The sequence below is a fragment of the Rubrivivax benzoatilyticus JA2 = ATCC BAA-35 genome, assembly GCF_000190375.1.
GTDB classification, from domain to species: domain Bacteria; phylum Pseudomonadota; class Gammaproteobacteria; order Burkholderiales; family Burkholderiaceae_C; genus Rubrivivax; species Rubrivivax benzoatilyticus.
Genome location: NZ_AEWG01000063.1, coordinates 54539 through 80673 on the forward strand (window position 1 = coordinate 54539; position 26135 = coordinate 80673).

General features: G+C 72.1%; 24 protein-coding genes and 2 tRNA genes. 23 read left to right on the forward strand and 3 right to left on the reverse strand.

Translation table 11 applies throughout. The features are described 5' to 3' along the window. The first annotated feature begins 20 nt into the window (after positions 1-20). From RBXJA2T_RS06985 to RBXJA2T_RS07050, 14 genes are all read left to right on the forward strand, one after another. A complete protein-coding gene (locus tag RBXJA2T_RS06985) occupies positions 21-539 on the forward strand; it encodes a hypothetical protein (RefSeq protein ID WP_009856638.1) in 519 nt (172 codons plus the stop codon). Between the two features lie 31 nt (positions 540-570). Beyond that, on the forward strand, positions 571-2127 hold the full coding sequence (ubiB, locus tag RBXJA2T_RS06990) for a ubiquinone biosynthesis regulatory protein kinase UbiB (protein ID WP_009856639.1): 1557 nt from the start codon (positions 571-573) through the stop codon (positions 2125-2127). A 69-nt stretch (positions 2128-2196) separates the two neighbouring features. Continuing rightward, entirely contained in the window at positions 2197-2517 is a 321-nt protein-coding gene (locus tag RBXJA2T_RS06995; protein ID WP_009856640.1) for an FmdB family zinc ribbon protein, read from the forward strand. Positions 2518-2536: 19 nt separating this feature from the next. Beyond that, entirely contained in the window at positions 2537-3175 is a 639-nt protein-coding gene (locus RBXJA2T_RS07000; RefSeq protein WP_009856641.1) for a DUF502 domain-containing protein, read from the forward strand. A gap of 105 nt (positions 3176-3280) precedes the next feature. Next, the gene (gene aspS / locus RBXJA2T_RS07005) at positions 3281-5068 is read left to right on the forward strand and encodes an aspartate--tRNA ligase (RefSeq protein ID WP_009856642.1); all 1788 of its coding nucleotides are present in this window, start codon (positions 3281-3283) and stop codon (positions 5066-5068) included. 148 nt (positions 5069-5216) lie between these two features. After that, positions 5217-6338, forward strand: coding sequence for a 3-deoxy-7-phosphoheptulonate synthase (locus tag RBXJA2T_RS07010; RefSeq protein WP_029718654.1), 1122 nt, complete (start codon positions 5217-5219; stop codon positions 6336-6338). Beyond that, positions 6335-6784, forward strand: a complete 450-nt coding sequence (gene nudB, locus RBXJA2T_RS07015; protein WP_009856644.1) for a dihydroneopterin triphosphate diphosphatase — start codon at positions 6335-6337, stop codon at positions 6782-6784. The genes RBXJA2T_RS07010 and nudB overlap by 4 nt, the downstream gene beginning before the upstream one ends. Continuing rightward, on the forward strand, positions 6781-7590 hold the full coding sequence (locus RBXJA2T_RS07020) for an endonuclease/exonuclease/phosphatase family protein (RefSeq protein ID WP_009856645.1): 810 nt from the start codon (positions 6781-6783) through the stop codon (positions 7588-7590). Before nudB ends, RBXJA2T_RS07020 begins: the two co-directional genes overlap by 4 nt. Then, entirely contained in the window at positions 7590-8867 is a 1278-nt protein-coding gene (gene clsB, locus RBXJA2T_RS07025) for a cardiolipin synthase ClsB (protein WP_009856646.1), read from the forward strand. The genes RBXJA2T_RS07020 and clsB overlap by 1 nt, the downstream gene beginning before the upstream one ends. 108 nt (positions 8868-8975) lie before the next feature. After that, the gene (locus tag RBXJA2T_RS07030; protein WP_009856647.1) at positions 8976-10577 is read left to right on the forward strand and encodes an ABC transporter substrate-binding protein; all 1602 of its coding nucleotides are present in this window, start codon (positions 8976-8978) and stop codon (positions 10575-10577) included. 182 nt (positions 10578-10759) lie between these two features. Beyond that, positions 10760-11770 carry an ABC transporter permease subunit gene (locus RBXJA2T_RS07035; RefSeq protein ID WP_009856648.1) on the forward strand — a complete coding sequence of 337 codons (1011 nt, stop codon included), beginning with the start codon at positions 10760-10762 and terminating at the stop codon, positions 11768-11770. After that, on the forward strand, positions 11763-12758 hold the full coding sequence (locus RBXJA2T_RS07040) for an ABC transporter permease subunit (protein ID WP_009856649.1): 996 nt from the start codon (positions 11763-11765) through the stop codon (positions 12756-12758). The genes RBXJA2T_RS07035 and RBXJA2T_RS07040 overlap by 8 nt, the downstream gene beginning before the upstream one ends. A 352-nt stretch (positions 12759-13110) precedes the next feature. Then, positions 13111-14082: an ABC transporter ATP-binding protein gene (locus tag RBXJA2T_RS07045; RefSeq protein WP_009856650.1), complete on the forward strand. Its 972-nt coding sequence runs from the start codon at positions 13111-13113 to the stop codon at positions 14080-14082. Continuing rightward, positions 14079-15047 (forward strand): dipeptide ABC transporter ATP-binding protein, encoded by a 969-nt coding sequence (locus RBXJA2T_RS07050; protein ID WP_009856651.1) that lies wholly within the window; start codon positions 14079-14081, stop codon positions 15045-15047. The genes RBXJA2T_RS07045 and RBXJA2T_RS07050 overlap by 4 nt, the downstream gene beginning before the upstream one ends. A 1-nt stretch (position 15048) precedes the next feature. Here the strand turns inward: RBXJA2T_RS07050 and RBXJA2T_RS07055 are convergent, their stop codons facing one another. Further along, positions 15049-15435 carry a DUF805 domain-containing protein gene (locus RBXJA2T_RS07055; protein ID WP_009856652.1) on the reverse strand — a complete coding sequence of 129 codons (387 nt, stop codon included), beginning with the start codon at positions 15433-15435 and terminating at the stop codon, positions 15049-15051. A gap of 84 nt (positions 15436-15519) precedes the next feature. Between RBXJA2T_RS07055 and RBXJA2T_RS07060 the strand changes: the two genes are divergently transcribed. Beyond that, entirely contained in the window at positions 15520-16533 is a 1014-nt protein-coding gene (locus tag RBXJA2T_RS07060; protein WP_029718652.1) for a ligase-associated DNA damage response exonuclease, read from the forward strand. Here RBXJA2T_RS07060 and RBXJA2T_RS07065 read toward each other — a convergent pair. Continuing rightward, on the reverse strand, positions 16530-19211 hold the full coding sequence (locus RBXJA2T_RS07065) for a bifunctional acetate--CoA ligase family protein/GNAT family N-acetyltransferase (RefSeq protein WP_029718651.1): 2682 nt from the start codon (positions 19209-19211) through the stop codon (positions 16530-16532). The two genes, RBXJA2T_RS07060 and RBXJA2T_RS07065, sit on opposite strands and share 4 nt — an antisense overlap. Before the next feature lie 60 nt (positions 19212-19271). On the opposite strand from RBXJA2T_RS07065, the gene RBXJA2T_RS07070 reads away from it, so the two are divergent. Then, positions 19272-19721 (forward strand): universal stress protein, encoded by a 450-nt coding sequence (locus RBXJA2T_RS07070; protein WP_009856655.1) that lies wholly within the window; start codon positions 19272-19274, stop codon positions 19719-19721. 22 nt (positions 19722-19743) lie between these two features. After that, positions 19744-21471: an ATP-dependent DNA ligase gene (locus RBXJA2T_RS07075; RefSeq protein ID WP_009856656.1), complete on the forward strand. Its 1728-nt coding sequence runs from the start codon at positions 19744-19746 to the stop codon at positions 21469-21471. On the opposite strand, the gene RBXJA2T_RS07080 is transcribed toward RBXJA2T_RS07075, so the two are convergent. Further along, the gene (locus RBXJA2T_RS07080) at positions 21472-22056 is read right to left on the reverse strand and encodes a peroxidase-related enzyme (RefSeq protein WP_009856657.1); all 585 of its coding nucleotides are present in this window, start codon (positions 22054-22056) and stop codon (positions 21472-21474) included. It lies immediately after the preceding gene. A gap of 160 nt (positions 22057-22216) precedes the next feature. Between RBXJA2T_RS07080 and tolB the strand changes: the two genes are divergently transcribed. The 6 genes from tolB (at position 22217) to RBXJA2T_RS07110 (ending at position 26117) form a co-directional block, all read left to right on the forward strand. Continuing rightward, positions 22217-23521 carry a Tol-Pal system beta propeller repeat protein TolB gene (tolB, locus tag RBXJA2T_RS07085; RefSeq protein WP_009856658.1) on the forward strand — a complete coding sequence of 435 codons (1305 nt, stop codon included), beginning with the start codon at positions 22217-22219 and terminating at the stop codon, positions 23519-23521. A 73-nt stretch (positions 23522-23594) separates the two neighbouring features. Further along, positions 23595-24137 (forward strand): peptidoglycan-associated lipoprotein Pal, encoded by a 543-nt coding sequence (pal, locus tag RBXJA2T_RS07090; RefSeq protein WP_009856659.1) that lies wholly within the window; start codon positions 23595-23597, stop codon positions 24135-24137. Between the two features lie 242 nt (positions 24138-24379). Next, positions 24380-25123, forward strand: a complete 744-nt coding sequence (gene ybgF, locus RBXJA2T_RS07095) for a tol-pal system protein YbgF (RefSeq protein ID WP_009856660.1) — start codon at positions 24380-24382, stop codon at positions 25121-25123. After that, positions 25120-25908 carry a tRNA threonylcarbamoyladenosine dehydratase gene (locus tag RBXJA2T_RS07100; RefSeq protein WP_009856661.1) on the forward strand — a complete coding sequence of 263 codons (789 nt, stop codon included), beginning with the start codon at positions 25120-25122 and terminating at the stop codon, positions 25906-25908. The genes ybgF and RBXJA2T_RS07100 overlap by 4 nt, the downstream gene beginning before the upstream one ends. Before the next feature lie 34 nt (positions 25909-25942). Then, positions 25943-26018, forward strand: a tRNA-Lys gene (locus tag RBXJA2T_RS07105). A 23-nt stretch (positions 26019-26041) separates the two neighbouring features. Then, a tRNA-Lys gene (locus RBXJA2T_RS07110) sits at positions 26042-26117 on the forward strand. Positions 26118-26135: the final 18 nt, after the last annotated feature.

Genomic DNA, 26135 nt, shown 5'->3' on the forward strand with positions numbered 1-26135 from the left:
CGCCTGCCTACAATGCGACGATGCTGCAAACCCTCAACAGCCTGCTCGCGCCGGCCGTGCTGGAACGGCTGACGCTGGTCATCAACCACGTGCTGTCCAGCGAATCGGTCGCCACCGAGCGGCTCAAGCCGCACGCCGGGCGCACGCTCGAGCTCGCCGCGAGCGCCTGGCCCTCGCTGCTGCCGCCGCCGCCGGTGCTCGCCTTCCGCGTCACGCCCGCCGGTCTGCTCGAATGGTGCGGCCTGGACCGCCCGGCCTCCTGTGATCTCGCGCTGCGTGTCGACGCCGCCAACCCGGCGCTGCTGCTGGCGCGCGCGCTCGGCGGCGAGCTGCCCCCGGTGGCCATCGACGGCGACGCCCAACTCGCCGGCGACGTCAACTGGCTGATGCAGAACCTGCGCTGGGACGTCGCCGCCGATCTCGAGCGTTTCTTCGGCCCGGTCGTCGCGCAGCAGCTGCACCGCATGGGTTCGGCCGTCGCGCACGCGCTGCGCAGCGCGGTGCAGGGCCTGGGCCGCGTGCGGCCGCGCTCGCGCTGACGCTGCCCGTCCTCACCGTCCGGAACCCGAGATGCGGCGTGTCGCCCGCCTGATCTTCATCGTCTTCACCGTCCTGCGCTTCGGCCTGGACGAGGTCGCGCTGTCGGCCTTCCGCCAGCCCTGGGTGCGCATGCTGGTGCGCCTGGTCACGTTCGGCCGCCGCCTGGACGAGCCGCGTGGCGTGCGCCTGCGCCGCGCCTTCGAGCGTCTGGGGCCGATCTTCGTGAAGTTCGGCCAGGTGCTGTCCACGCGGCGCGACCTGCTGCCGCTGGATCTCGCCGACGAACTCGCCAAGCTGCAGGACCGTGTGCCGCCGTTCCCGCCGGCGGTCGCGCGTGCGCTCGTCGAGCGCGCCTTCGGCCGCGGCATCGACGACATCTTCAGCCACTTCGAGACCGAGCCGGTGGCCAGCGCGTCGATCGCGCAGGTGCACTTCGCGACGCTGAAGGACGGCCGCGAGGTCGCCGTCAAGGTGCTGCGCCCGGGCATGCTCGAGGTCATCGACGACGACCTGACGCTGCTGCACACGCTGGCGCGCTGGGTCGAGCGCCTGTCGGCCGACGGCAAGCGGCTGCGCCCGCGCGAGGTCGTCGCCGAGTTCGACGTCTACCTGCACGACGAGCTGGACCTCGTGCGCGAGGCCAGCAACGCCGCCCAGTTGCGGCGCAACATGGACGGGCTCGAGCTGCTGCTGGTGCCCGAGATGATCTGGGACTACTGCACGTCCTCGGTCATCGTCATGGAGCGCATGTACGGCGTGCCGATCAGCCAGGTCGAGCGCCTGCGCGAGGCCGGCGTCGACTTCAAGAAGCTGGCGCGCGACGGCGTCACGATCTTCTTCACCCAGGTCTTCCGCGACGGCTTCTTCCACGCCGACATGCACCCGGGCAACATCCAGGTGAGCCTGGCGAGCGAGACCTTCGGCCGCTACATCGCGCTGGACTTCGGGATCATCGGCACGCTGACCGAGACCGACAAGGAATACCTGGCCTACAACTTCCTGGCCTTCTTCCGGCGCGACTACAAACGTGTCGCCGAGCTGCACGTAGAGAGCGGCTGGGTGCCGGCCGACACGCGCATCGACGCGCTCGAAGGCGCGATCCGCGCCGTCTGCGAGCCGCATTTCGACCGGCCGCTGAAGGACCTGTCGCTCGGCCAGGTGCTGATGCGGCTGTTCCAGGCCTCGCGCCGCTTCAACGTCGAGATCCAGCCGCAGCTGGTGCTGCTGCAGAAGACGCTGCTGAACATCGAGGGCCTGGGCCGCCAGCTCGACCCCGAGCTGGACCTGTGGACCACGGCCAAGCCTTTCCTCGAGCGCTGGATGAACGAGCAGATCGGCTGGCGCGGCCTGCTCGACCGGCTGCAGCACGAGGCGCCGCACTACGCGCAGATCATTCCCGAGCTGCCGCGGCTGGTGCACGCCGCGCTCAAGCCCCGGCCCGAGCCGGCGCCGTCGCCGGTGATGCTGGCGCTGCTGGCCGAGCAGCGGCGCACCAACCGGCTGCTGCAGGCGGTGCTGTGGGCGCTGGGGGGGTTTGTCGTCGGGATGGTCGTCACGCGCATCCTGCTGCAGACCTCCGGTGCCTGAGGCCCGGCCAAAGCCCTGCCGCCGAAACGTTAGAATTCACGCTTTGCTTTTCAAATCAAGGGTTTAGCCATGCCGATCTATGCGTACCGCTGCGCTGCCTGCGGGCACGCCCGGGACGTGCTGCAGAAGATCTCCGATCCGCTGCTGACGGTCTGCCCGGCGTGCGGCGCCGAGGCCTTCCAGAAACAGGTCACCGCCGCGGGTTTCCAGTTGAAGGGCTCGGGCTGGTACGTCACCGATTTCCGCGGTGGCGACAGCGCCAAGACGGGCAGCACCAAGACCGAGAGCGCACCGGCCGACACCGCGGCCAAGCCGGCCGACAAGCCGGCCGAGGCCCCTGCCGCGGCCCCGGCGCCCGCGCCCACCCCCACGCCGTCGGCGGGCAGCTGAAGGCGCGCGAAAGCCACCCGTGAAAAAGTACTTCGTCGCCGGCCTGCTGGTCTGGCTGCCGCTGACGGTCACGATCTGGGTTCTGTCGTGGCTGCTCGGCGCGCTCGACGGCGTCTTCGTCAGCCTGCTGTCGGCGACGCAGGTCGTGCTGCCGCAGTCCACCCACGAGACCGTCGAGTTCCTGCGCGGCGTGCCCGGCCTCGGCGTGGCCGTCGTGCTCGCCGTGCTGCTGCTGTCGGGTGTGTTCGCCGCCAACTTCGTCGGCCAGTGGTGGCTGCGCCAGTGGGATGCGCTGATGGTGCGCATCCCGATCGTCAAGTCGATCTACAGCTCGGTCAAGCAGGTCTCGGACACGCTGTTCTCGTCCAGCGGCAACGCCTTCCGCGAGGCGGTGCTGGTGCAGTACCCGCGCCAGGGCTCGTGGACCATCGCCTTCGTCACTGGCAAGCCCGGCGGCGAGGTCGCCAGCCACCTGCCAGGCGACTTCGTCAGCGTCTACGTGCCGACGACGCCGAACCCGACCTCGGGCTTTTTCCTGATGATGCCGCGTGCCGACGTGCACGAGCTGAAGATGAGCGTCGACGAGGCGCTGAAGTACGTGATCTCGATGGGCGTCGTCGCCCCGCCCGGCACCGAGCCGCCCGCGCTGCGAAATTGACGGGGCCGGCCACCGCGGCACGCGGCCGGTCCTGAGGGCGTTCGCCGCCCCGCCACGACGCCACCCGATTCCCCGAAGAATTCCCCGAATACCTGGAGTGTCCCGATGAGAACGACGTACTGCGGCCTGGTCAGCGAAACGCTGATGGACCAGACCGTGACCCTGATGGGCTGGGCCCACCGTCGCCGCGACCACGGCGGCGTGATCTTCATCGACCTGCGCGACCGTGAAGGCCTCGTGCAGATCGTCTGCGACCCCGACCGCCCCGAGATGTTCAAGGCCGCCGAGGGCGTGCGCAACGAGTTCTGCCTGAAGGTCGTCGGCAAGGTGCGCGCGCGTCCGGCCGGCACCGAGAACACCAACCTCACCAGCGGCAAGATCGAGGTCCTGGCCTACGAGCTCGAGGTGCTGAACCCCAGCGTCACGCCGCCGTTCCAGCTCGACGACGACAACCTGTCGGAGACGGTGCGCCTGACGCACCGCGTGCTGGACCTGCGCCGCCCGACGATGCAGAAGAACCTGATGCTGCGCTACCGCGTCGCGATGGAGGTGCGCAAGTACCTCGACGAGCAGGGCTTCGTCGACATCGAGACGCCGATGCTGACCAAGAGCACGCCCGAAGGCGCGCGCGACTACCTCGTGCCCAGCCGCGTGCACGACGGCATGTTCTTCGCGCTGCCGCAGTCGCCCCAGCTCTTCAAGCAGCTGCTGATGGTCGCGGGCTTCGACCGCTACTACCAGATCACCAAGTGCTTCCGCGACGAGGACCTGCGCGCCGACCGCCAGCCCGAGTTCACGCAGATCGACATCGAGACCTCGTTCCTCGGCGAGGAGCAGATCCGCGAGATCACCGAAGGCATGGTCCGTCGTGTCTTCCGCAACGCGCTGGGCGTCGAGCTGCCGGTCTACGAGCGGCTGACCTACGCCGAGGCGATGCATCGCTACGGCTCGGACAAGCCCGACCTGCGCGTCAAGCTCGAGTTCACCGAGCTGACCGACGTGATGAAGACGGTGGACTTCAAGGTCTTCGCCGGCCCGGCGACGATGAAGGGCGGCCGCGTCGCGGCGCTGCGCATCCCCGGCGGCGCCGAGATGAGCCGCAGCGAGATCGACGCCTACACCGAGTTCGTCAAGATCTACGGCGCCAAGGGCCTCGCGTGGATCAAGGTCAACGACCTCGCCAAGGGCCGTGAAGGCCTGCAGAGCCCGATCGTCAAGAACCTGCACGACGCGGCGCTCGAGGAGATCCTCAAGCGCACCGGCGCCGCCGCCGGCGACCTGATCTTCTTCGGCGCCGACAAGCGCAAGGTCGTCGACGACGCGCTCGGCGCGTTGCGCGTGAAGATCGGCCACAGCGAGTTCGGCCGCACGCACGGGCTGTTCGAGGACAAGTGGGCGCCGCTGTGGGTCGTCGACTTCCCGATGTTCGAGCACGACGACGAGGCCGGCCGCTGGAACGCGGTGCACCACCCGTTCACCGCGCCCAAGGACGGGCACGAGGACCTGATGGACACCGACCCGGGCGCCTGCGTCGCCAAGGCCTACGACATGGTGCTCAACGGCTGGGAGCTCGGCGGCGGCTCGGTGCGCATCCACCGCGCCGAGGTGCAGAGCAAGGTCTTCAAGGCGCTGAACATCAGCGCCGAGGACGCCAAGGTGAAGTTCGGCTTCCTGCTCGACGCGCTGCAGTACGGCGCGCCGCCGCACGGCGGCCTGGCCTTCGGCCTGGACCGCCTGGTCACGCTGATGACCAAGGCCGAGTCGATCCGCGACGTCATCGCCTTCCCGAAGACCCAGCGCGCCCAGTGCCTGCTGACCGGCGCGCCGAGCAACGTCGACGAAGCCCAGCTGCGCGAGCTGCACATCCGCCTGCGCAACCCGGTGCAGGCCTGAGGTCTCGCGGCCTGAACGAAGAAGCGGCCCTTGGGGCCGCTTTTTTCTGGCCGGCCTTGCGGCCCGGCCCGGCCGGGGGCGCTGGCTATACTGCGGCGCCCCCGGCGGCGCATCGCTGCCGCCCGCCGCGGCACCAGGACGCCCGCCGATGACCACCGCTCCAGACTCCGCCGTGCACGACCACGAGGCCGGCCCGCGCGACCCCGCCACGCAGGACAGCACCCGCACCGACGACACCCGCATCGCCGCCGTGCGCGCGCTGGTCTCGCCGGCCGTGCTGCTCGACGAGCTGCCGGCCACCGCCGCCGTGCAGACCGTCGTCGACGGCGCCCGGCGCGCCATCGGCGAGGTGCTGCACGGCCGCGACGACCGCCTCGTCGCCGTCGTCGGCCCGTGTTCGATCCACGACTACGAGGCCGCGATGGAGTACGCGCGGCGCCTGAAGCCGCTGGCCGACGAGCTGGCCGGCGAGATCGTCATGGTGATGCGCGTCTACTTCGAGAAGCCGCGCACGACGGTGGGCTGGAAGGGCTTCGTCAACGACCCGCGCCTGGACGGCAGCTTCCGCATCAACGAAGGCCTGCGCCGCGCGCGCGAGCTGCTGCTGGACGTCAGCGCGCTGGGCCTGCCGGCGGCCACCGAGTTCCTGGACCTGCTGTCGCCGCAGTACCTGGCCGACCTCATCGCCTGGGGCGCGATCGGCGCCCGCACCACCGAGAGCCAGAGCCACCGCCAGCTCGCCAGCGGGCTGTCGTGCCCGGTGGGCTTCAAGAACGGCACCGACGGCGGCGTGCAGGTCGCCGCCGACGCGCTGATGGCCGCCAGCGCGCCGCACAGCTTCATGGGCATGACCAAGATGGGCGTCGCGGCGATCTTCGAGACGCGCGGCAACCCCGACGGCCACGTCATCCTGCGCGGCGGCAAGGTGCCCAACTTCGACGCCGACGCCGTGCAAACGGCCTGCGCCGTGCTGCGCCGCGCCGGGCTGCGCGAGCAGGTGATGATCGACTGCTCGCACGCCAACTCGGCCAAGCAGCCGCGGCGCCAGATCGAGGTCGCCGCCGACGTCGGCCGCCAGATCGCCGGTGGCGACCGCCGCATCGTCGGCGTGATGGTCGAGAGCCATCTGCACGAAGGCCGCCAGGACCAGACGCCGGGCTGCCCGCTGGCCCATGGCGTGTCGATCACCGACGCCTGCCTGGGCTGGGACGACACCGTGCCGCTGCTGCGCGGCCTCGCCGAGGCCGTGCGCGCGCGTCGCGCACGATGACGCGTCCGCCCAAGATCCCGGTGTCGGTGCTGGTGGTCATCCACCGGCTCGACGGCCAGGTGCTGCTGATCGAGCGCGCCCAGCCGGCCGGCTTCTGGCAGAGCGTCACCGGCTCCATCGACTTCGACGGCGAGCCGCTGGAGGCCGCGGCGCGGCGCGAGGTCGCCGAGGAGACCGGCATCACCGGTGGCGAACTCGTCGACTGGCAGCTGTCCAACGTCTACGAGATCTACCCGGTGTGGCGCCACCGCTACGCGCCGGGCGTCACGCACAACACCGAGCACGTCTTCGGCCTCACCGTGCCGGCGGACACGACGGTCATCCTGAACCCGCGTGAACACCGCGACGCATGCTGGCTGCCGTGGCGAGAAGCCGCCGACCGCTGCTTCTCGCCCAGCAACGCCGAGGCGATACTGCAACTGCCCCGTTTCGTGACCTTCGCGTGAACCGGCTGAACCCGCTGCAGTCGACGCTGATGCCCCCGGCCACCGGGTTGGAGGCGCTGCGTGTCGCCACCTACAACATCCACAAGGGCGTGCGCGGCGTCGGCCGCGGCAAGCGGCTGGAGATCCACAACCTGGGGCTGGCGGTCGAGTCCTTCGACGCCGACATGGTCTTCCTGCAGGAAGTGCGGCTGTTCAACACGCGCGAGTCGAGGCGTTTCCAGCGCACCTCCTTCGGCTGGCCCGAGCAGGGCCAGGCCGAGTTCCTCGCTCCCGAGGGCTACGACGTCGCCTACCGCACCAACGCCATCACGCGCCATGGCGAACACGGCAACGCGCTGCTGTCGCGCTGGCCGATCGGCGACATCGGCCACCACGACGTCAGCGACCACCGCTTCGAGCAGCGCGGCCTGCTGCACGTGCCGGTGCAGTGGCAGGGCATGACGGTGCATGCCGTCGTCGCCCACTTCGGCCTGGTGCACGCCAGCCGGCTGCGCCAGGTCGCGCGGCTGGCCGAGTTCATCGACGCGACCGTGCCGCCCGGCGAGATGCTGATCGTCGCCGGCGACTTCAACGACTGGGGCGAGCGCCTGGACTCGCCGATGGCGACGATCGGCCTGCAGCGCGCCTTCGCGCCCGAGTCCACGCGCCAGCAGCGCCTGACCTTCCCGTCGCTGGCGCCGGTGTTCGCGCTCGACCGCTTCTACCTGCGCGGCCTGCGCTGCGTCTCGACGATGGTGCCGCGCGGCATGGCCTGGGCGCGCATGTCCGACCACCTGCCGCTGGTCGCGGAACTGGAGCCGGCCTGATGCCGCTGCCGCTGGACGATCCCTCGGCCTGGGCCTGGTCGGGGGTGCCGCGGCCACGGTTCGTCGGCGGCAACGACGTGCGCCTGCTGCAGGGCGGCGACGAGCTGTTCCCGCGCATGGTCGAGGCCATCGACGCCGCGCGCCACGAGGTCTGGCTGGCGACCTACATCTTCCATTCCGACGATGCCGCGCGGGCGGTGGCCGCGGCGCTGTCGGCGGCGGCCGGGCGCGGCGTCGAGGTCCACGTCGTCGTCGACGGCTTCGGTTCGCTGCAGACCATGGCCACGCTGCGCGAGTGGCTGCTGCCCGGTGGCGTGCGGCTGGAGGTCTTCCGCCCGCTGGACCGCTGGTGGGCCTGGCTGCAGCCGGGGCAGTTGCGGCGCCTGCATCAGAAGCTGTGTGTCGTCGATGCCGACATCGCCTACGTCGGCGGCATCAACCTGATCGACGACCGTCACGACCTGCACCACGGCTGGGGCGACGCGCCGCGGCTGGACTATGCCGTCGAGCTGCGCGGCCCGATCGCCCGGCAGGTGCGCGACACCGCGCGCGCGATGTGGGCCCGCGCCCACCTCGGCCACTTCTGGGGCGAGGAGCTGCGGGCGCTGGCGCGCAGCTCGGCGCCGGTCGAGCAGACCGTGCAGCTGCTGCGCCAGCTGCGTGCGCGGCCGCAGCCGGTGCCCGGCGACGACGGCGGCGAGCCGGTGCGTGCGGCCTTCGTCGTGCGCGACAACCTGCGCCAGCGCCGCGCCATCGAACGCAGCTACGTCGAGGCGATCCGCGGCGCGCGCGAGCGCGTCGACATCGCCGTGCCGTACTTCTATCCCGGCCAGACCTTCCGCCGCGCGCTGCGCCGCGCCGCCGCGCGCGGCGTGCGCGTGCGCCTGCTGCTGCAGGGCAAGATCGACTATCGCATCGCCGCGCTGGCCGCGCGTGCGCTGTACGACGAGCTGCGCGCCCATGGCGTGCGCATCTACGAGTACACGCCGGCCTTCCTGCACGCCAAGGTGGCGGTCGTCGACGACGACTGGGCGACGGTCGGCAGCTCCAACATCGACCCGCTGTCGCTGCTGCTGAACCTGGAGGCCAACGTCGTCGTGCGCGACCCGCTGTTCGCGCGGGCGCTGGCCGACCGGCTGGACAGCGCGATCGAGGCCTCGCACGAGGTCAAGACCCAGCCCGCCGGGCGCGGCTGGCGCAGTTGGCTGCACCGCGGTTTCGTCGCCTGGTGCGCCGGCGTCTACCTGCGCCTGGCCGGCATCGGCGGGCGCTACTGAAGGCCGTGGCGCGGACCGGACGCCGGCGCCTCCGCGCCTGCATGCGCGGCAACCGATGCCGCGCCCGAAGTGTTTAGCATCGCCCGCACCCCACAGGAGGACTCTTCGATGACCCGACTCCCGTCCGTCCGTCTCGCCGTCGCCGCCGCCGCGCTGCTCGCCTTCGGCGCCGCGGCCCAGGCCAAGACCCTGGTCTACTGCTCCGAAGGTTCGCCGGAGAACTTCACCCCGGCGCTCAACACCACCGGCACCAGCTTCGACGCCGCACGTCCGGTCTACGACCGGCTGACGCACTTCGTGCGCGGCAGCACCGAGGTCGAGCCGGGCCTGGCCGAGAGCTGGACGGTGTCGCCCGACGCCAAGGTCTTCACCTTCAAGCTGCGCAAGGGCGTCAAGTTCCACGCCGGCGTCAACGGCTTCACGCCGACACGCGAGTTCAACGCCGACGACGTGCTGTTCTCGTTCGAGCGCCAGTGGAAGGCCGAGCACCCCTACGCCAAGGTCTCGGGCGGCAAGTACGACTACTTCGCCGACATGGGCCTGGCGCAGGATCTCCAGGCGCTGGAGAAGCTGGACCCGTACACGGTGCGCATCACGCTGAAGCGCCCGAACGTGACGATGCTCGCCAACCTGGCGATGGACTTCGCCGCCATTCACTCCGCCGAGTACGCCGACTTCCTCGCCAAGGCCAACCGCAAGGAGCAGTTCGACCAGGTGCCGGTGGGCACCGGGCCGTTCAGCTTCGTCGCCTACCAGAAGGACGCGGTGATCCGCTACAAGGCGAATCCGGCCTACTGGGGCGCCGAGAAGGCGATGGTCGACAGCCTGGTGTTCGCGATCACGCCGGACCCGACGGCGCGCTACAGCAAGCTCAAGGCCGGCGAGTGCCACTTCGTCATCGCGCCGCGGCCGGCCGACCTGCCCGAGATGCAGAAGGACCCGAAGCTGCAGGTCATCAGCAAGCCGGGCCTGAACATCGCCTACTGGGCCTTCAACCACCAGAAGCCGCCGTTCGACAAGAAGGACGTGCGCCTGGCCTTCAACATGGCGATCGACAAGGCCGCGATCATCCGCGACGTCTACCTCGGCGCCGGCCAGGCGGCCAAGAACCTGATCCCGCCGACGATGTGGGCCTACGACGACAAGACCAAGGCCATCCCGCACGACCCGGCCCAGGCCAAGGCGCTGCTGGCCAAGGCCGGCGTGAAGACGCCGCTGGAAATCGACCTCTGGTACATGCCGGTGCAGCGGCCCTACAACCCGAACTCCAAGCGCATCGCCGAGATGATGCAGGCCGACCTGGCCAAGATCGGCGTCAACGCCAAGCTCGTCACCTACGAGTGGGGCGAGTACCGCAAGCGCATGCAGCAGGGCGAGCACATGACCGGCATGCTGGGCTGGACCGGCGACAACGGCGACCCCGACAACTTCTTCTTCCTGCACGGCTGCGACGCCGCGCGTGCCGGCGGCCAGAACCTCAGCAAGTGGTGCAACAAGGACTTCGACGACCGGCTGGAGAAGGCGCGCACGATGGCCGACCAGAAGGCGCGCCTGAAGCTGTATCAGGAGATGCAGGCCATCGAGGCCGCCGAGGTGCCCGACATGAAGATCGCGCACTCGGTCGTCTACGAGGTGATGCGCAAGGAGGTCACGGGCTTCAAGCAGAGCCCGTTCGGCTCGCACGAGTTCACCGGCGTGAGCCTGAAGTGATGAGCCCCCGGCCGTCTGGCGGCCGCCCCCCGAGGGGGCTCCGAACCCGACCGGGAGACCCGGATCGGGTTCGGCCCGTCTTCCACCGCCGCTCCCCCTGGTCGCCTGCGGCGACCGGTCCCCGGGGGGGCATGGCGGCTGGTCGGCAGGCATCCGCGCCGTTTGCCGGCTGAGATTCCGGAATGTTCCGTTTCCTCCTGCGCCGCCTGGCGCTGACGGTGCCGACTTTCGTCGCGCTGATGTTCGTGACCTTCGTCGCGATCCGCCTGGTGCCGGGCGATCCGGTCGAGGTGCGGGTCGGCGAACGCGGCATCAGCCCCGAGCGGCTGGCGATGTTCCGCCACGAGCTCGGCCTGGACCAGCCGGTCTGGAAGCAGTTCCTCGACTACTGCGGCCAGCTGCTGCAGGGCGACTTCGGCACCTCGCTGGCGACCAACCAGAAGGTACTGACCGAGTTCGCGGCGCTGTTCCCGGCGACGCTGGAGCTGGCCGCCGCCGGCATGCTGCTGGCGGTGCTGCTGGGCATCCCGGCCGGCACGATCGCCGCCGCGCGCCGCGGCAGCGTCTACGACCAGGTGCTGATGGGCCTGTCGGTGACCGGCTACTCGATGCCGATCTTCTGGTGGGGCCTGCTGCTGATCATGTTCGTCGCCGAGCGCTGGGGGCTGACCCCAGTGTCCGGGCGCATCGACCTGATCCAGTTCTACTTCGAGCCGGTGACCGGCTTCATGGTCATCGACGCCTGGCTGTCGGGCCAGGAAGGCGCGGTGAAGGACGCGCTGCACCACCTGGTGCTGCCGGCCATCGTGCTCGGCACGATCCCGCTGGCGGTCATCGCGCGCATGACCCGCTCGGCAATGCTCGAGGTGCTGGGCGAGGACTACGTGCGCACCGCACGCGCCAAGGGCCTGCCGCCGTGGCGTGTCGTCGGGCTGCACGCCTTGCGCAACGCGATGATCCCGGTGGTCACCATCGTCGGCCTGCAGGTCGGCACGCTGATGGCCGGCGCGGTGCTGACCGAGACGATCTTCTCCTGGCCCGGCGTCGGCAAGTGGCTGATCGAGTCGATCTCGCGCCGCGACTACCCGGCGCTGCAGGGCGGGGTGATGCTGATCTCGGCGGTCGTCATCGGCGTCAACCTGCTCGTCGACCTGGCCTACGGGCTGCTGAACCCGAGGATCCGGCATGGCTGAGAACGGACGTGGACGGCCCGGTGGGCCGGCCTCGCCGGTCGAAGGGTCGGGCCACCGGCCCGACGCGGCCTGCAAGGCTGAAGCCGCCGCTGTTGCCGCTGCGCCTGCCGCCGAGCTGTCGCCGCTGCGCGCCTTCTGGGCTGCGTTCCGCGAGAACCGCGGCGCCGTCGCCGGCCTGGTCGTCGTCGCCTTCGTCGTGCTGCTGGCGCTGGGCGCCGACGTCATCGCGCCGTACTCGCCGACCGAGCAGTTCCGCGAGGCGGTGCGGATGCCGCCGATGTGGGCCGAGGGCGGCAGCGCGCAGTTCGTCTTCGGCACCGACAGCCTGGGCCGCGACATGCTGTCGCGGCTGATCCACGGCGCACGCGTGTCGCTGTTCATCGGCCTGGCGGTGATGGGCGTGTCCTTCGTGCTCGGCGTGCTGCTGGGCCTGGCCTGCGTGTCCTTCAAGGGGCCGCTGGGGCTGGCGGTGGACACCGCGGTGACGCGGCTGATGGACCTGATCATGGCCGTGCCCAGCCTGGTGCTGGCGATCCTGGTCGTCGCGGTGCTCGGGCCCAACCTGGTCAACACCATCGTCGCGGTGACCATCGTCTACCTGCCGCGCTACGTGCGCCTGGTGCGCGCGTCGGCGCTGGCCGAGCTCGGCAAGGACTACGTCGTCGCCGCGCGCGTGGCCGGCGTCGGCCCGGTGCGGCTGATGTTCCGCACCGTGCTGCCCAACTGCCTGTCGCCGCTGATCGTGCAGGCGGCACTCGGCGTCAGCGACGCGATCCTCGAGGCCGCCGCGCTGGGTTTCCTCGGCCTGGGCGCGCAGCCGCCGACCGCCGAGTGGGGCACGATGCTCGCCGACGCACGCGAGTTCATCCGCTCCGACCCCTGGATGGTGACGCTGCCCGGCCTGGCGATCCTGATCACCGTCGTGTCGATCAACCTGATGGGCGACGGGCTGCGCGACGCGCTCGATCCGAAGATGAGGCGGTCGTGATGGGCGGGGCTGTGTCCTTGGAACACGTGCGCCGGCGTCCAGCGTTGGCGCGCCGGGCGGCGTTCCACTGTCGTGTGCAGGCGGAGCGGGCGGCAGCCGTCGGGGGTGACTGGAGGCGGCGAGCAGCGCAGGCTTCGCGGTCGGCGCGCGTCAGCGCGCATCGTGATCTGACTCGCGGCCGACTGTTTGAGCGGAGCTCACGCAGTGAGCGCAGCGAGTTGGGCCGCGCGACCGCGAAGCCGAGCAGCGCAGCGAAGTCGGCCCGCAGGGCCGACCGCCGAGGCGGAACCCCCGGCGGCTGCCGCCCGATCCGCCCGCCGCTGTGCGTGCGAATCCTGCCGAACCACAGCTCATGAGCCTCCTCGACATCCGCAACCTGCGCGTGCGTTTCGCGACGCGCCACGGCGCCTTCACCGCCGTCGACGGCATCGACCTCGTCGTCGAGCGCGACGAGGTGCTGGCCGTGGTCGGCGAGTCGGGCTCGGGCAAGTCGGTGGCGATGCTCGCCGTGATGGGCCTGCTGCCGTGGACGGCCACCGTCACCGCCGACCGCATGGCCTTCGACGGCCAGGACCTGCGCACGCTGAGCGCCAGGCAGCGCCGCGCGCTCGTCGGCCGCGACGTCGCGATGGTGTTCCAGGAGCCGATGTCCTCGCTGAACCCGTGTTTCACGGTCGGCTGGCAGGTCGGCGAGGCGCTGGCCACGCACCTCGGGCTGGACCGCGCGGCGCGCAAGCGGCGCGTCGTCGAGCTGCTCGAACAGGTCGGCATCCCCGACGCCGCGCGCCGCGCCTCGGCCTTCCCGCACCAGCTCTCGGGCGGCATGTGCCAGCGCGTGATGATCGCGATGGCGCTGGCCTGCCAGCCGCGGCTGCTGATCGCCGACGAGCCCACCACCGCCCTGGACGTGACGATCCAGGCGCAGATCCTGGACCTGCTGCTGGCGCTGCAGCGCGAGACCGGCATGGCGCTGGTGCTGATCACGCACGACCTGGGCGTCGTCGCCGAGACCGCCGACCGCGTCGTCGTGCAGTACGCCGGGCGCCAGGTCGAGACGGCGCCGGTCGACGCCTTGTTCGCCGACCCGCACCACCCCTACACCGCGGCGCTGCTGGCGGCGCTGCCCGAACGTGCCGCCGCCGGCCAGCGCCTGGCGGCGATCCCCGGCGTCGTGCCGGGGCAGTTCGACCGCCCCGAGGGCTGCCTGTTCGCGCCGCGCTGCCCGCACGCGCAGCCGCGCTGCGCGACGCCGCCGGGCCACGCCGGCGACGAGCTGGGCCGGGCGCTGTGCCACTTTCCGTTGATCCGAGGAGTGCCGACGTGAGCGCCGTGCTGGTCGCCGAGGACCTGCAGCGCCGCTACGAGGTGCGCCGCGGGCTGTTCGCCAAGCCGGGTGTCGTGCATGCGCTGGCCGGCGTCTCGTTCGCCGTCGAGGCCGGGCGCACGCTGGCCGTGGTCGGCGAGTCGGGCTGCGGCAAGAGCACGCTGGCGCGCGTGCTGACGATGATCGAGCCGCCGTCGGGCGGCCGGCTGCTGGTCGACGGCCAGGACGTCGCCGGCGCCGATGCCGAACGCCGCCGGGCGCTGCGCCGCGCGGTGCAGATCGTCTTCCAGAACCCGTACGGCTCGCTGAACCCGCGCCAGACGGTGGGCGCCGCGCTCACCGAGCCGCTCGAGGTGCAGGGCGAGCGCGACGCCGCGTCGCGCGAGGCGGCGGCGCGCGAGATGCTGCGCCGCGTCGGCCTGCGCGACGAGCACTACGGCCGCTGGCCGCACATGTTCAGCGGCGGCCAGCGCCAGCGCATCGCGATCGCACGCGCGCTGATGCTGCGCCCGCGGGTGCTGGTGCTCGACGAGCCGGTCTCGGCGCTCGACGTCTCGGTGCGCGCCCAGGTGCTCAACCTGCTGGCCGACCTGCAGGCCGAGCTCGGCGTGGCCTACGTCTTCATCTCGCACGACCTGGGCGTCGTGCGCCACATGGCCGACGAGGTGATGGTCATGTACCTCGGCCGCGCGGTGGAGCAGGGCGCTCGCGACGCGCTGTTCGACGCGCCGCAGCACCCCTACACGCAGGCCCTGCTGTCGGCCACGCCGACCGTCGACCCGGCGGCGCGCCGCCAGCGCATCGTGCTGGCCGGCGAGCTGCCGTCGCCGCTGTCGCCGCCGGCCGGCTGCGCCTTCCACGCGCGCTGCCCGATCGCCGAGCCGCGCTGCGCCGGCGAGCGCCCGGCGCTGGCCGAGGTGGCGGGGCGGCGCGTGGCCTGCTGGGTGCGCGAGGCAGGGCGCTGAGTCAGCGCACGGGCGGCGGGCCGAAGCGGTTCGCGCCCGCCGTGCCGCGCACGAAGCCGTTGTCCAGCAGCATCCAGAGCTGGCCGATCACCGGGATCAGGCCGACGGCGACCCACCAGCCCGAGCGGTTGCGGTCGCGCCAGCGTTTGGCCGAGACGGCGATGCCGGGCCAGACGAGCAGCATGTTCAAGAGCGCGTCGCGGTGCTCGGCCTCGATGCGCGCGATGTCCAGCAGCGCGCGCCCCAGCAGCCCCAGGCCGCCGAGCGCGACGACGCCGTACAGCCAGAAGGTGCGGCGCGAGACGCGCCCGCGCGGGTCCAGCATCACGCGCAGCGGGTTGGCGCTATCGTCGTCGTCCAGCAGACGGAGTTCTCGGGGGCCGCTCATGAGTCGATTGTCGTCGGGCCGGGCCGCGGCCGGCGCCGCAGCGCGGCGCCCGCACGACACCACGCCGGCCGCGGCGCTGTGCCGATGAACGGGGACCTGCTCGTCCAGCGCCCCGAAGGTCTGTACTGCCCGGCCGGAGACTTCCACGTCGACCCCTGGCGGCCGGTGGCGCGCGCGGTCATCACCCACGCCCATGCCGACCACGCGCGCCGCGGCCACGGCGCCTACCTGGCGCAGGCCGACGGCGCCGGCGTGCTGCGCGCGCGCCTGGGCGACATCAACCTGCAGACGCTGGCCTGGGGCGAAGCCGTCCACGTCGGCGGCGTGCGTGTCAGCCTGCACCCGGCCGGCCACGTGCTCGGCTCGGCCCAGGTGCGGCTGGAGCACTGCGGCCAGGTCTGGGTGGCCTCGGGCGACTACTACGCCAGCGCCCACGCCGACGAGCGCAACCCGACCTGCCCGCCGTTCGAGCCGCAGCGCTGCCACTGCTTCATCACCGAGAGCACCTTCGGCCTGCCGATCTACCGCTGGCGGCGCCAGGCCGAGGTCTTCGCCGAGATCGACGCCTGGTGGCGCGCCAACGCCGAGGCCGGGCGCGCCAGCCTGCTGCTGGGCTACAGCTTCGGCAAGGCGCAGCGCCTGCTGGCCGGTGTCGACGCGTCGATCGGGCCCATCGTCGCTCACGGCGCCGTCGAGTCGGTCAACGAGGCCTATCGCGCCGCTGGGGTCGCGCTGCCGGCCACGCAGCCGATCGACGCGCTCGACAAGGCGGCACTGTCGCGGGCGCTGGTCGTCGCGCCGCCGGCGGTGCGCGGCAGCGCCTGGGCGCGCCGGCTGGGCGACTGCTCCGACGCTTTCGCCAGCGGCTGGATGCAGCTGCGCGGCGCACGCCGGCGCCAGGGCGTGGACCGCGGTTTCGTGCTCAGCGACCACGCCGACTGGCCGGGGCTGCAGCGCGCCATCGTCGCCACCGGCGCCGAACGCATCATCGTCACGCACGGCGATGAGGCGGTGATGGTGCGCTGGCTCTGCGAGCAGGGGCTGGACGCCGGGAGCTTCCGCACCGAATACGGCGCCGGCGACGACGAGCCGGCCTAGAGTGCCAGCACGATGCGGCGGGTGCCCGGCTCGGGCTGCTCGATGTCGTAGTCGAAGCCCAGGCGGCCGGCCAGGTCCAGCATGCGGCGGTTCTCGCTGAGCACGGTGGCCACCAGGCGCTGCGTGCCACGCGCCTTCAGGTAGGCGATCAGCTTGCGCATCAGGCGCTCGCCCAGGCGCCCGCCCTTGATGTCCGAACGCACGACGATGCCGAACTCGGCCTCGACGTTGTCCGGGTCGCAGAGCGCGCGCACCACGCCCAGCGTCTCCTCGCCGGGGCCGTCGGTCTTGGGCGCGGTGGCGAGGAAGGCCATCTCGCGCTCGTAGTCGATCTGCGTCAGCCGCGCGAGCTCGCTGTGCTCGATGCTGCGCCGGCTGTAGAAGACCCGCATGCGGATGTCGTTCGGGTCCAGCTTGGCCAGGAACTCGAGATGCTGCTCCTCGTCTTCGGGGCGGATCGGGCGCAGCGTCAGCTGGCGGTCCTGCCAGGCGACGGTTTCGCTGAGGTCGGCCGGGTAGGGCCGGATCGCGAAGCGCCGGCTGCCGCCGGGGCCACGCGCGTCGACGCGGATGCGGGCGTCGAGTGCCAGCACGCCGTGGGCGTCGGCGACCAGCGGGTTGAGGTCGAGTTCGGCGATGCGCGGCTCGTCGGCCAGCAGCTGCGAGACGCGCACCAGCACGTCGCAGACGGCGTCGACGTCGGCCGCCGGCACGTCGCGCCAGCCGGCCAGCAGCCGGGCGACACGCGTGCGTTCGACCAGCGCGCGCGCCAGCGGCCGGTTCAGCGGCGGCAGCGCGACGGCGCGGTCGGCGACGACCTCGACCGCAGTGCCGCCGGCGCCGAACAGGATCACCGGGCCGAACAGCGGGTCCAGCGTCGCGCCGACGATCAGCTCCAGCCCGCTGGCGCGGCGCACCATGGTCTGCACCGAGAAACCGGTGATCGCCGCGCCCGGCTGGCGCTCGCGCACGCGGCGCAGCATCGAGCTGGCGGCGTCGCGCACCGAGGCGGCGTCGTCGAGGTCGAGCGCGACGCCGCCGATGTCGCTCTTGTGGCCGAGCTCCGGCGCGACGATCTTCAGCGCCACCGGGAAGCCCAGCGCCTGCGCCGCGGCGACCGCGGCCTCGGGGTCGGGCGCGACCGAGTGCGTGGCGACGACCGGCACGCCGACGGCGGCCAGCACCGCCTTGGCCTCGGGCTCGGTCAGCCACTCGCGGCCTTCGGCCAGTGCGGCGTCGATCGGCGCGTGCACCTGGGCGGCATGCCACAGCGGCTCGGGCGGGGCGGCCGGCGGCGTCTGGATCAGCAGCTCCTGGTTGCGGCGGTAGGTCTGCAGCATGCCCAGTGCCCGCACCGCGTCCTCGGGCGTGTCGTAGGTCGGCAGCCCGGCGGCGTGGCACAGCGCACGCGCCTCGCGCACCGCGTCGCCGCCGAGCCAGCAGGTCATCGGCTGCAGCGGCGAACGCTGCAGCGCCGGGATCACCGCGCGTGCGACCTCGGCCGCCGGCACGATGGCCGTCGGCGCGTGCACGAACAGCAGCGTGCCCGGCGAGGTGTCGGTGTGCAGCGCGGCGATGGCGTCGACATAACGCTGCACCGGCGCGTCGCCGACGATGTCCACCGGATTGGCGCGCGACCAGCGCGGCGGCAGCACGCGGTCCAGCGCGGCATAGACCGCGGCGCTGGGTTCGGCCAGCGGCACCTCGGCGGCCTGCGCCGCGTCGGCAGCCAGCACGCCGGCGCCACCGCCGTTGGTCAGCACCGTCAGGCGCTCGCGCTCGGCGGCGGCCGGGCCGCGCAGCGACAGCCGCGGGTGCGACAGCGTCTCGGCGGCGGCGAAGAGTTCCTGCAGCGTCTGCACACGCAGCATGCCGGCGCGGCGGATCGCGGCGTCGAAGACCAGGTCGGAGGTCGCCAGAACGCCGGTGTGAGAGGCCGCGGCACGCTGGCCTGCCTGGGTGCGGCCGGCCTTGACGATCAGCACCGGCTTGTTGCGCGCCGCCGCGCGTGCGGCCGACATGAACTTGCGCGCGTCGGTCACCGTCTCGACGTAGAGCAGGATGGCGCGTGTGTGGGCGTCGCTGGCGAGGTGGTCGATCAGGTCGCCGAAGTCGACGTCGAGCTGCTCGCCCAGTGACGCGAACAGCGAGAAGCCGACGCCGCGCGCCGCCGCCCAGTCCAGCAGCGCCGTGACCAGCGCGCCCGACTGCGAGACGAAGGCCAGCGTGCCCGGTGCCGCGGTGACGTGGGCGAAGCTGGCGTTGAGCTTGAGCCGCGGGTTCAACAGCCCCAGACAGTCCGGGCCCAGCACCCGCAGCAGGTGCGGGCGGGCGGCGTCCTGCACGGCCCGGCGCTGCCCGGGCGACAGCCCGGCGGTCATCACGATCGCCGCGCGGGTGCCGCGTTTGCCGAGTTCGGCCACCAGCTTGGCGACGGTGTCCGGCGGCGTGCACAGCACGGCGAGCTCGGGCGCCTCGGGCAGGTCGGCGGCGCGGGCGTAGGCGCGCTGGCCGCCCAGCACCGGCCGGCGCGGGTTGACGGCCCAGACCGGGCCCTCGAAGCCGCTGCCGGCGGCGTTGGCCCAGACGGTGGCCCCGAGGCTGGCAGGGCGATCGGAAGCGCCGAACACCGCCACCGAGCGGGGTTCGAACAACGAATCCAGATGGCGGGTGCTCATGGGCCCAGTCTAGGGTTAACCTAAGCGCGAGAGTTGACTCGAAACCCGAAAGTCCCGGTGATGAAGATCCTGTTGCCCGTCGATGGCACCCCGTCCGCCCTGTTCGCCGTGCAGCACGCGCTGCGCCTGCGCCAGGAGGGCCTGGACGCGAGCTACGTGCTCGCCAACGTGCAGACCCCGCCGTCGCTGTACGAGGTGATGACCGCCCACGACCCGGTGGTGCTGGACGACGTGCGCCGCGCCGCCGGTGCCGACCTGCTGGCGCCGGCCGAGGCGCTGCTCGAGGCCGCCGGCGCCTCCTGGGAGAGCGAGGTGGCCGGTGGCGAGCCGGGCCACGTGCTCGTCGACCTGGTCGAGACCTACGGCTGCGACGCCGTGATCATGGGCGCGCAGGAAGAAGGCGAGGGCGTCGGCCCGGTGGCGATGGCCCTGCTCGAGCGCTGCCCGGTGCCGGTGACCGTCGTGCGTCCGCCGGTGCCGGTCGAGCCCCAGGCGGACCTGGAGCCGTAAGCCGGGCGGCGCCGGCCGCACGATGCGCCAGTTCGCCGCGCTGTACCTGCAGCTCGACGCCAGCACCGCCACCGGCGACAAGGTGGCGGCGCTGGCGCGTTACTTCGCCGAGGCGCCGGCCGAGGATGCCGCCTGGGCGGTCTACTTCCTGGCCGGCGGCCGGCCGCGCCAGCTCGTGCCGGCGGCCGTGCTGCGTGCCACCGCGCAGCAGCTCGCCGGCCTCGACGACTGGCTGTTCGAGGCCTGCTACCAGGCCGTCGGCGATCTCGCCGAGACCATCGCCCACGTGCTGCCGGCGCCCGAACGTGCGTCCGACGGCGGCCTGGCCGAATGGGTGGAGCAGCGCCTGCTGCCGCTGCGCGGGCTGGCCCCGGCCGAGCAGGCCGCGCGCCTGGCGGAACACTGGGCGGCGCTGGACGCCACCGGCCGCTTCCTGCACGTCAAGCTGATCGGCGGCGGCTTTCGCGTCGGCGTCAGCCGGCTGCTGGTGCAGCGTGCGCTGGCCCAGGCCTCGGGCCTGGACGCCCAGCGCATCGCCCAGCGCATGATGGGCTACACCGACGCACGCGCGACGCCCAGCGCCGAGCGCTACCGGGCGCTGGTGGCCCCGGGTGAAGACGCCGCCACCGACGCCGGCCGCCCGTATCCGTTTTTCCTCGCCCACCCGCTGCAGGCCGAGCCGCCGACGCTGGGGCCGGTCGCCGACTGGCTGGCCGAATGGAAGTACGACGGCATCCGCGCCCAGCTGGTGTGCCGCGCCGGCGGCTGCTGGATCTGGTCGCGTGGCGAGGAACTGGTCACAGAGCGTTTCCCGGAGGTCGTCGCGGCCGCGACCGGCTTGCCCGACGGCACGGTGCTCGACGGCGAGATCCTCGCCTGGCACCCCGGCGACGAGCGCCCGGCGCCGTTCGCGCTGCTGCAGCAGCGCATCGGCCGCAAGACGCTGACGAAGAAGGTGCTGGCCGACGCGCCGGTGGTCTTCGTCGCCTACGACCTGCTCGAAGCCGGCGGCCGGGACCTGCGCGCCGTGCCGCAGCACGAGCGTCGGGCGCGGCTCGAGGCGCTGCTGGCGCCGACGCCGCTGCGTGTCTCGCCCGAGGTGACGGCGCCCGACTGGGCGGGCCTCGCCGCGCTGCGTGCGCAGGCGCGTGAGCGCGGCGTCGAAGGGCTGATGCTCAAGCAGCGCGGTGCGGCCTACGGCGTCGGCCGCACCAAGGCCGACGGCGTCTGGTGGAAGTGGAAGATCGAGCCTTACGCGGTCGACTGCGTGCTGGTCTACGCCCAGGCCGGCCACGGCCGGCGCGCCAGCGTCTACACCGACTACAGCTTCGCGGTCTGGAACCGCGCGCCGCGCGACGCCGCCGAAGCCGAGGCCGCCGTCGAGGCGCTGGTCGCCGCGGCCGGGCGCCGCAGCGCCGCCGAGCCCGACGCCGAGGTCGAGGTCGATGCCGGCGAGCCGCCGCTGCGCCTGGTGTCCTTCGCCAAGGCCTACTCGGGCCTCAGCGACGCCGAGTTCGCCGCCGTCGACCGCGTGATCCGGCAGACGACGCTGGAGAAGTTCGGCCCGGTGCGCAGCGTGCGGCCGACGCTGGTCTTCGAGCTCGGCTTCGAGGGCCTGGCCGAGAGCGGCCGCCACAAGAGCGGCATCGCGGTGCGTTTCCCGCGCATGCTGAGGCTGCGCGCCGACAAGCCGCTGCACGAGGCCGACACGCTGGCGACGCTGCGTGCGCTGCTGCCGCCGGCGCGCTGATCAGCTCTTGCTGCGGGGGATGCGGCCCATCAAGAAGAACTCGTCGTTGGGCCGCATGCCGATGACGTTGGCGATGCGGTTGGACAGGCCGAAGAAGGCGGTGATCGCGGCGATGTCCCAGGCGTCCTCGGCATCGAAGCCGTGTGCCGCCAGGGCCTCGAAGTCGGCCTCTCCGACCTCGTGCGAGGCGCTGCAGACCTTGAGCGCGAAGTCCAGCATCGCGCGCTGACGCGGGCTGATGTCGGCCTTCAGGGGGTTGACCGCCACCTGGTCGGCGACGAGCGGCTTCTTCTCGTAGATGCGCAGGATCGCGCCGTGCGCGACGACGCAGTACAGGCACTGGTTCCGCGCCGAGGTGGCGACGACGATCATCTCGCGCTCGCCCTTGGTCAGGCTGCCGGTCTCCTTGGCCATCAGCGCGTCGTGATAGGCGAAGAAGGCGCGCCACTCGGCCGGCCGGTGGGCCAGCGCGAGGAAGACGTTGGGCACGAAACCGGCCTTCTCCTGCACCTCGAGGATGCGGGCACGCAGGTCCTCGGGAAGGTCCTTCAGTTCGGGCACGGGGTAGCGGGACACGGGGCTCATCGGCGGCATCGGCTTAGGTGGCGACGCCGCAGTCTCGCGGCCGGCGCGGCGTGCCGCCACCCGGGGCGACCCGCGGCTTGTACCGCCGCTCACAGGGGCCACTGCGATGGCTGCCTACAATGGCGCGTTTCCGGTTGCCGACGCGAAGCCGTTACCCGCTTTGAACACAGTCCTCGAAGACCGGTCCAGCAGCCCTGCCTGGCCGCGCCGTCGTTTCCTCACCGCCCTGGCCGCCGCCGGCACCGCCTTCCCGGCGGCCGCGCAGTTCCGCGTCGACGTCTCCGGCGTCGGCGCGCGCCAGATCCCGATCGCGATCGCCCCCTTCCGTGACGAAGGCGCGCTGCCGACGCCCGTCTCGGGCATCGTCGGCGCCGACCTCGCGCGCAGCGGCATGTTCCGCGTCGCCGGCTCGCCGGTGGCGCTGGACGAGCGCAGCGTCGTCGCCGCCGCCGACTGGCGCGCGCGCGGTGTCGATGCCGTGGTCGCCGGCTCGGTGACACGCATGGCCGACGGCCGCCTGGACATCCGCTTCACGCTCTGGGACATCGTCAAGGGCGAGCAGCTGGTGGCGCAGAGCAAGCTGGTGCTGGCCGCCGACCTGCGCCTGACCGCGCACCGCATCGCCGACGCCATCCACGAGGCCCTGACCGGCGAGCGCGGCGTCAACGCGACGCGCATCGTCTACGTCGTCAAGGCCGGCAAGCGCTACACGCTGAACGTCACCGACGCCGACGGCGAAGGCGGGCAGGTCGCGCTGGCCAGCCCCGAGCCGATCATCTCGCCGGCCTGGTCGCCCGACGGCCGCGAGCTGGCCTATGTCTCGTTCGAGACGCAGAAGGCGGTGGTCTGGGTGCAGGACCTGATCACCGGCAGCCGGCGCAAGCTGGCCGACTTCCGCGGCTCCAACAGCGCGCCGGCCTGGTCGCCCGACGGCCGCGAGCTGGCGATGACGCTGACCCGCGACGGCATCTCGCAGCTCTACGCGATGCCGCGTGCCGGCGGCACGCCGCGGCGGCTGACGAGCAGCTCGGCGATCGACACCGAGCCGGTGTACGCGCCCGACGGCCGCTCGATCTTCTTCGTCAGCGACCGCGGCGGCGGCCCGCAGGTCTACCGCCTGCCGCTGGACGGCGGCGGCCCGCAGCGCGTCACCTTCACCGGCGGCTACAACATCAGCCCGGCGGTGAGCCCCGACGGCAAGCTGCTGGCCTACATCTCGCGCCAGGGCGACGCCTTCAAGCTGATGACGCTCGACCTCGCCGCCGGCGGTGTGCGCACGCTCACCGACACGCGCGACGACGAGAGCCCGAGTTTCGCGCCCAACGGCAAGCTGATCGTCTACGCGACGCGTCAGCAAGGCCGCGACGTGCTGATGACGACCACGCTCGACGGTTCGTTCAAGACGCGGCTGGTGAGCAGCGGCGCCGACATGCGCGAACCTGCCTGGGGGCCGTTCGAACGCTGACCGTGTCGGCCGGTTGCGCCCCGCCGACGTTGTTCTTCCTGTTTCCGTTTTTTCCCCCAAGAGGAGTATTCCCATGACCCGATTCCACCGCCTGCCGCTCGTCTCCGCGCTGTCTGCCGCGGCCGTGCTGCTGGCTGCCTGCGGCACGACGACCGACCTGTCCGAGAACAAGGCCCCGGTCGAGACGCGTCCCACCGCCGACGCGAACGCCAACGCGAACGCGACGCCGCAGTCCAAGGTGGCCACCGTCGAACTGTCGGCCCGTGACGCCGCTGCCGCGGCTGCCGCCAAGGCGCGCACCGTCTACTTCGACTTCGACAGCTACGTCGTCAAGGACGAGTACAAGCCCGTCATCGACGCCAACGCCAAGTTCCTGACGCTGGACAAGACCGTGCGCCTGACCGCCGAAGGCCACACCGACGAGCGCGGCGGCCGCGAGTACAACCTGGCCCTGGGCCAGAAGCGTGCCGAAGCCGTCGTCAAGGCGCTGCAGGTGATGGGCGCGGCCGCCGGCCAGGTCGAGCCGGTCAGCTTCGGCAAGGAGCGTCCGGCCGATCCGGGCCATGACGAAGCCGCCTGGTCCAAGAACCGTCGCGTCGAGCTGAAGGACAAGTGATGAACCACCCCCGTAGCGCCTTCGGCGCTGCCTTGCAGGCCGCGCCGGGCTATGCGCCCGGCCCCTCGCTTGGCGCAGAGCGTCCACTGGACGCTCTACGTCCCGGCTCGGCCCCACAAGGTGGCGCCGCCGATGCCCCGGCGAAGCCGGTGCATGGCGGCAGCTTGATGGGCCGCAGTGCTCCGTCGGGCCGTCTGCCGGGCCTGCGGGGAACGATTCGTCGCCTGCCCGGGGCCGCCGCGGTGGCCCTGGCCGCGCTGGTCGTCGTCAGCATGCCGGCGCAGGCCGGCCTGTTCGAGGACGACGAGGCGCGCAAGGCCATCCTGGACCTCCGCCAGCGCCTGCGCGCGGTGGAGGACCAGACGGCCGCGACCGCGGCGCAGCAGAACGAGACCATCGATTCGCTGCGCCGCACCATCCTGACCCTGAACAACGACCTGGAGGCGATGCGTGCCGAGGTCGCGCGGCTGCGCGGCAGCGACGAGCAGCTCGTGCGCGACGTCTCCGAACTGCAGCGCCGCCAGAAGGACGCCAGCCAGGTGCTCGACGACCGGCTGCGCAAGCTCGAGCCGACCAAGGTCAGCATCGACGGCAAGGAGTTCGAGGTCACCGCCGACGAGCGGGCGGCCTACGAAGACGCGATGGGCGTGCTGCGCACCGGCGACTTCGACAAGGCCTCGACGGCGCTGTCGGGCTTCCTGACGCGCTACCCGTCCAGCGGTTATGTCGACTCGGCGCGTTTCTGGCTCGGCAACGCCCAGTACGGCCGCCGCGACTACAAGGGCGCGATCGCCAGCTTCCGCGCCTTCGTCGCCGCCGCGCCGCAGCATCCGCGTGCACCCGAAGCGCTGCTGGCGCTGGCCAACAGCCAGGCCGAGGCCAAGGACACACGCGCCGCCCGCCGCACCATCGACGAGCTGCTGAAGACCTATCCGAAGTCCGAGGCGGCCGTGGCCGGCAAGGAGCGCCTGGCGTCGCTGAAGTGAGCGCCGTGCTCGACGATGCCGCCGCCGACCTGGAGCGGCGTTTCGGCGGGCTGCGGCGCCTGTACGGCGATGCCGGCTACGAGCGGCTGCGTGCGGCGCGTGTGGCCGTCGTCGGCGTCGGCGGCGTCGGCTCCTGGGCCGTCGAGGCCCTGGCACGCTGCGGCGTCGCCCGCCTCGTGCTGATCGACCTGGACCAGGTCGCCGAATCCAACATCAACCGCCAGATCCAGGCGCTGGGCGCGACGCTCGGCATGGCCAAGGTCGACGCGCTGGCGGCACGCATCGCCGACATCCACCCCGGCTGCGAGGTCGTGCGCGTCGAGGAGTTCGTCGAACCCGACCACTGGCCGGCGCTGCTGCCGTGCCCGGTCGACGTGCTGATCGACGCCTGCGACCAGGCGCGCGCCAAGGCCGCGCTGGCGGCCTGGGGCATCGCCGCCGGCGTGCCGGTGATCTGCGTCGGCGCCGCCGGCGGCAAACGCGAGCCGCAGCGGGTCGAGGTCGCCGATCTGTCGGAGACCACGCACGACCCGCTGCTCGCCGGCCTGCGCCAGCGCCTGCGCCGCGACGGCGTCGTGCCGCGGCAGGGTGCGGCGCGCCTGACCTGCGTCTTCTCGCGCGAGCCGGTGGCCCCGCCGCAGGCCGGCGCCTGCGCGACCGACGGCAGCCTGAACTGTGCCGGCTACGGCTCGGCGGTCACGGTGACGGCCACCTTCGGCCTCGTCGCGGCGGCGCAAGCGGTTGATCGCATCGTGCGCGCAAAAAGTTCTTGCACAGCCCGCTGAACACTGCCTATAATGCGAGGCTCCGCAGACGACGGGGTCGTTAGCTCAGTCGGTAGAGCAGCGGACTTTTAATCCGTTGGTCGCGTGTTCGAGTCACGCACGACCCACCAAGCGAACAGCGGATACCGAATCAGGGCTCTTAGCTCAGTTGGTAGAGCAGCGGACTCTTAATCCGTTGGTCGTAGGTTCGAATCCTACAGGGCCCACCAACATTTTCGACGCCAAAA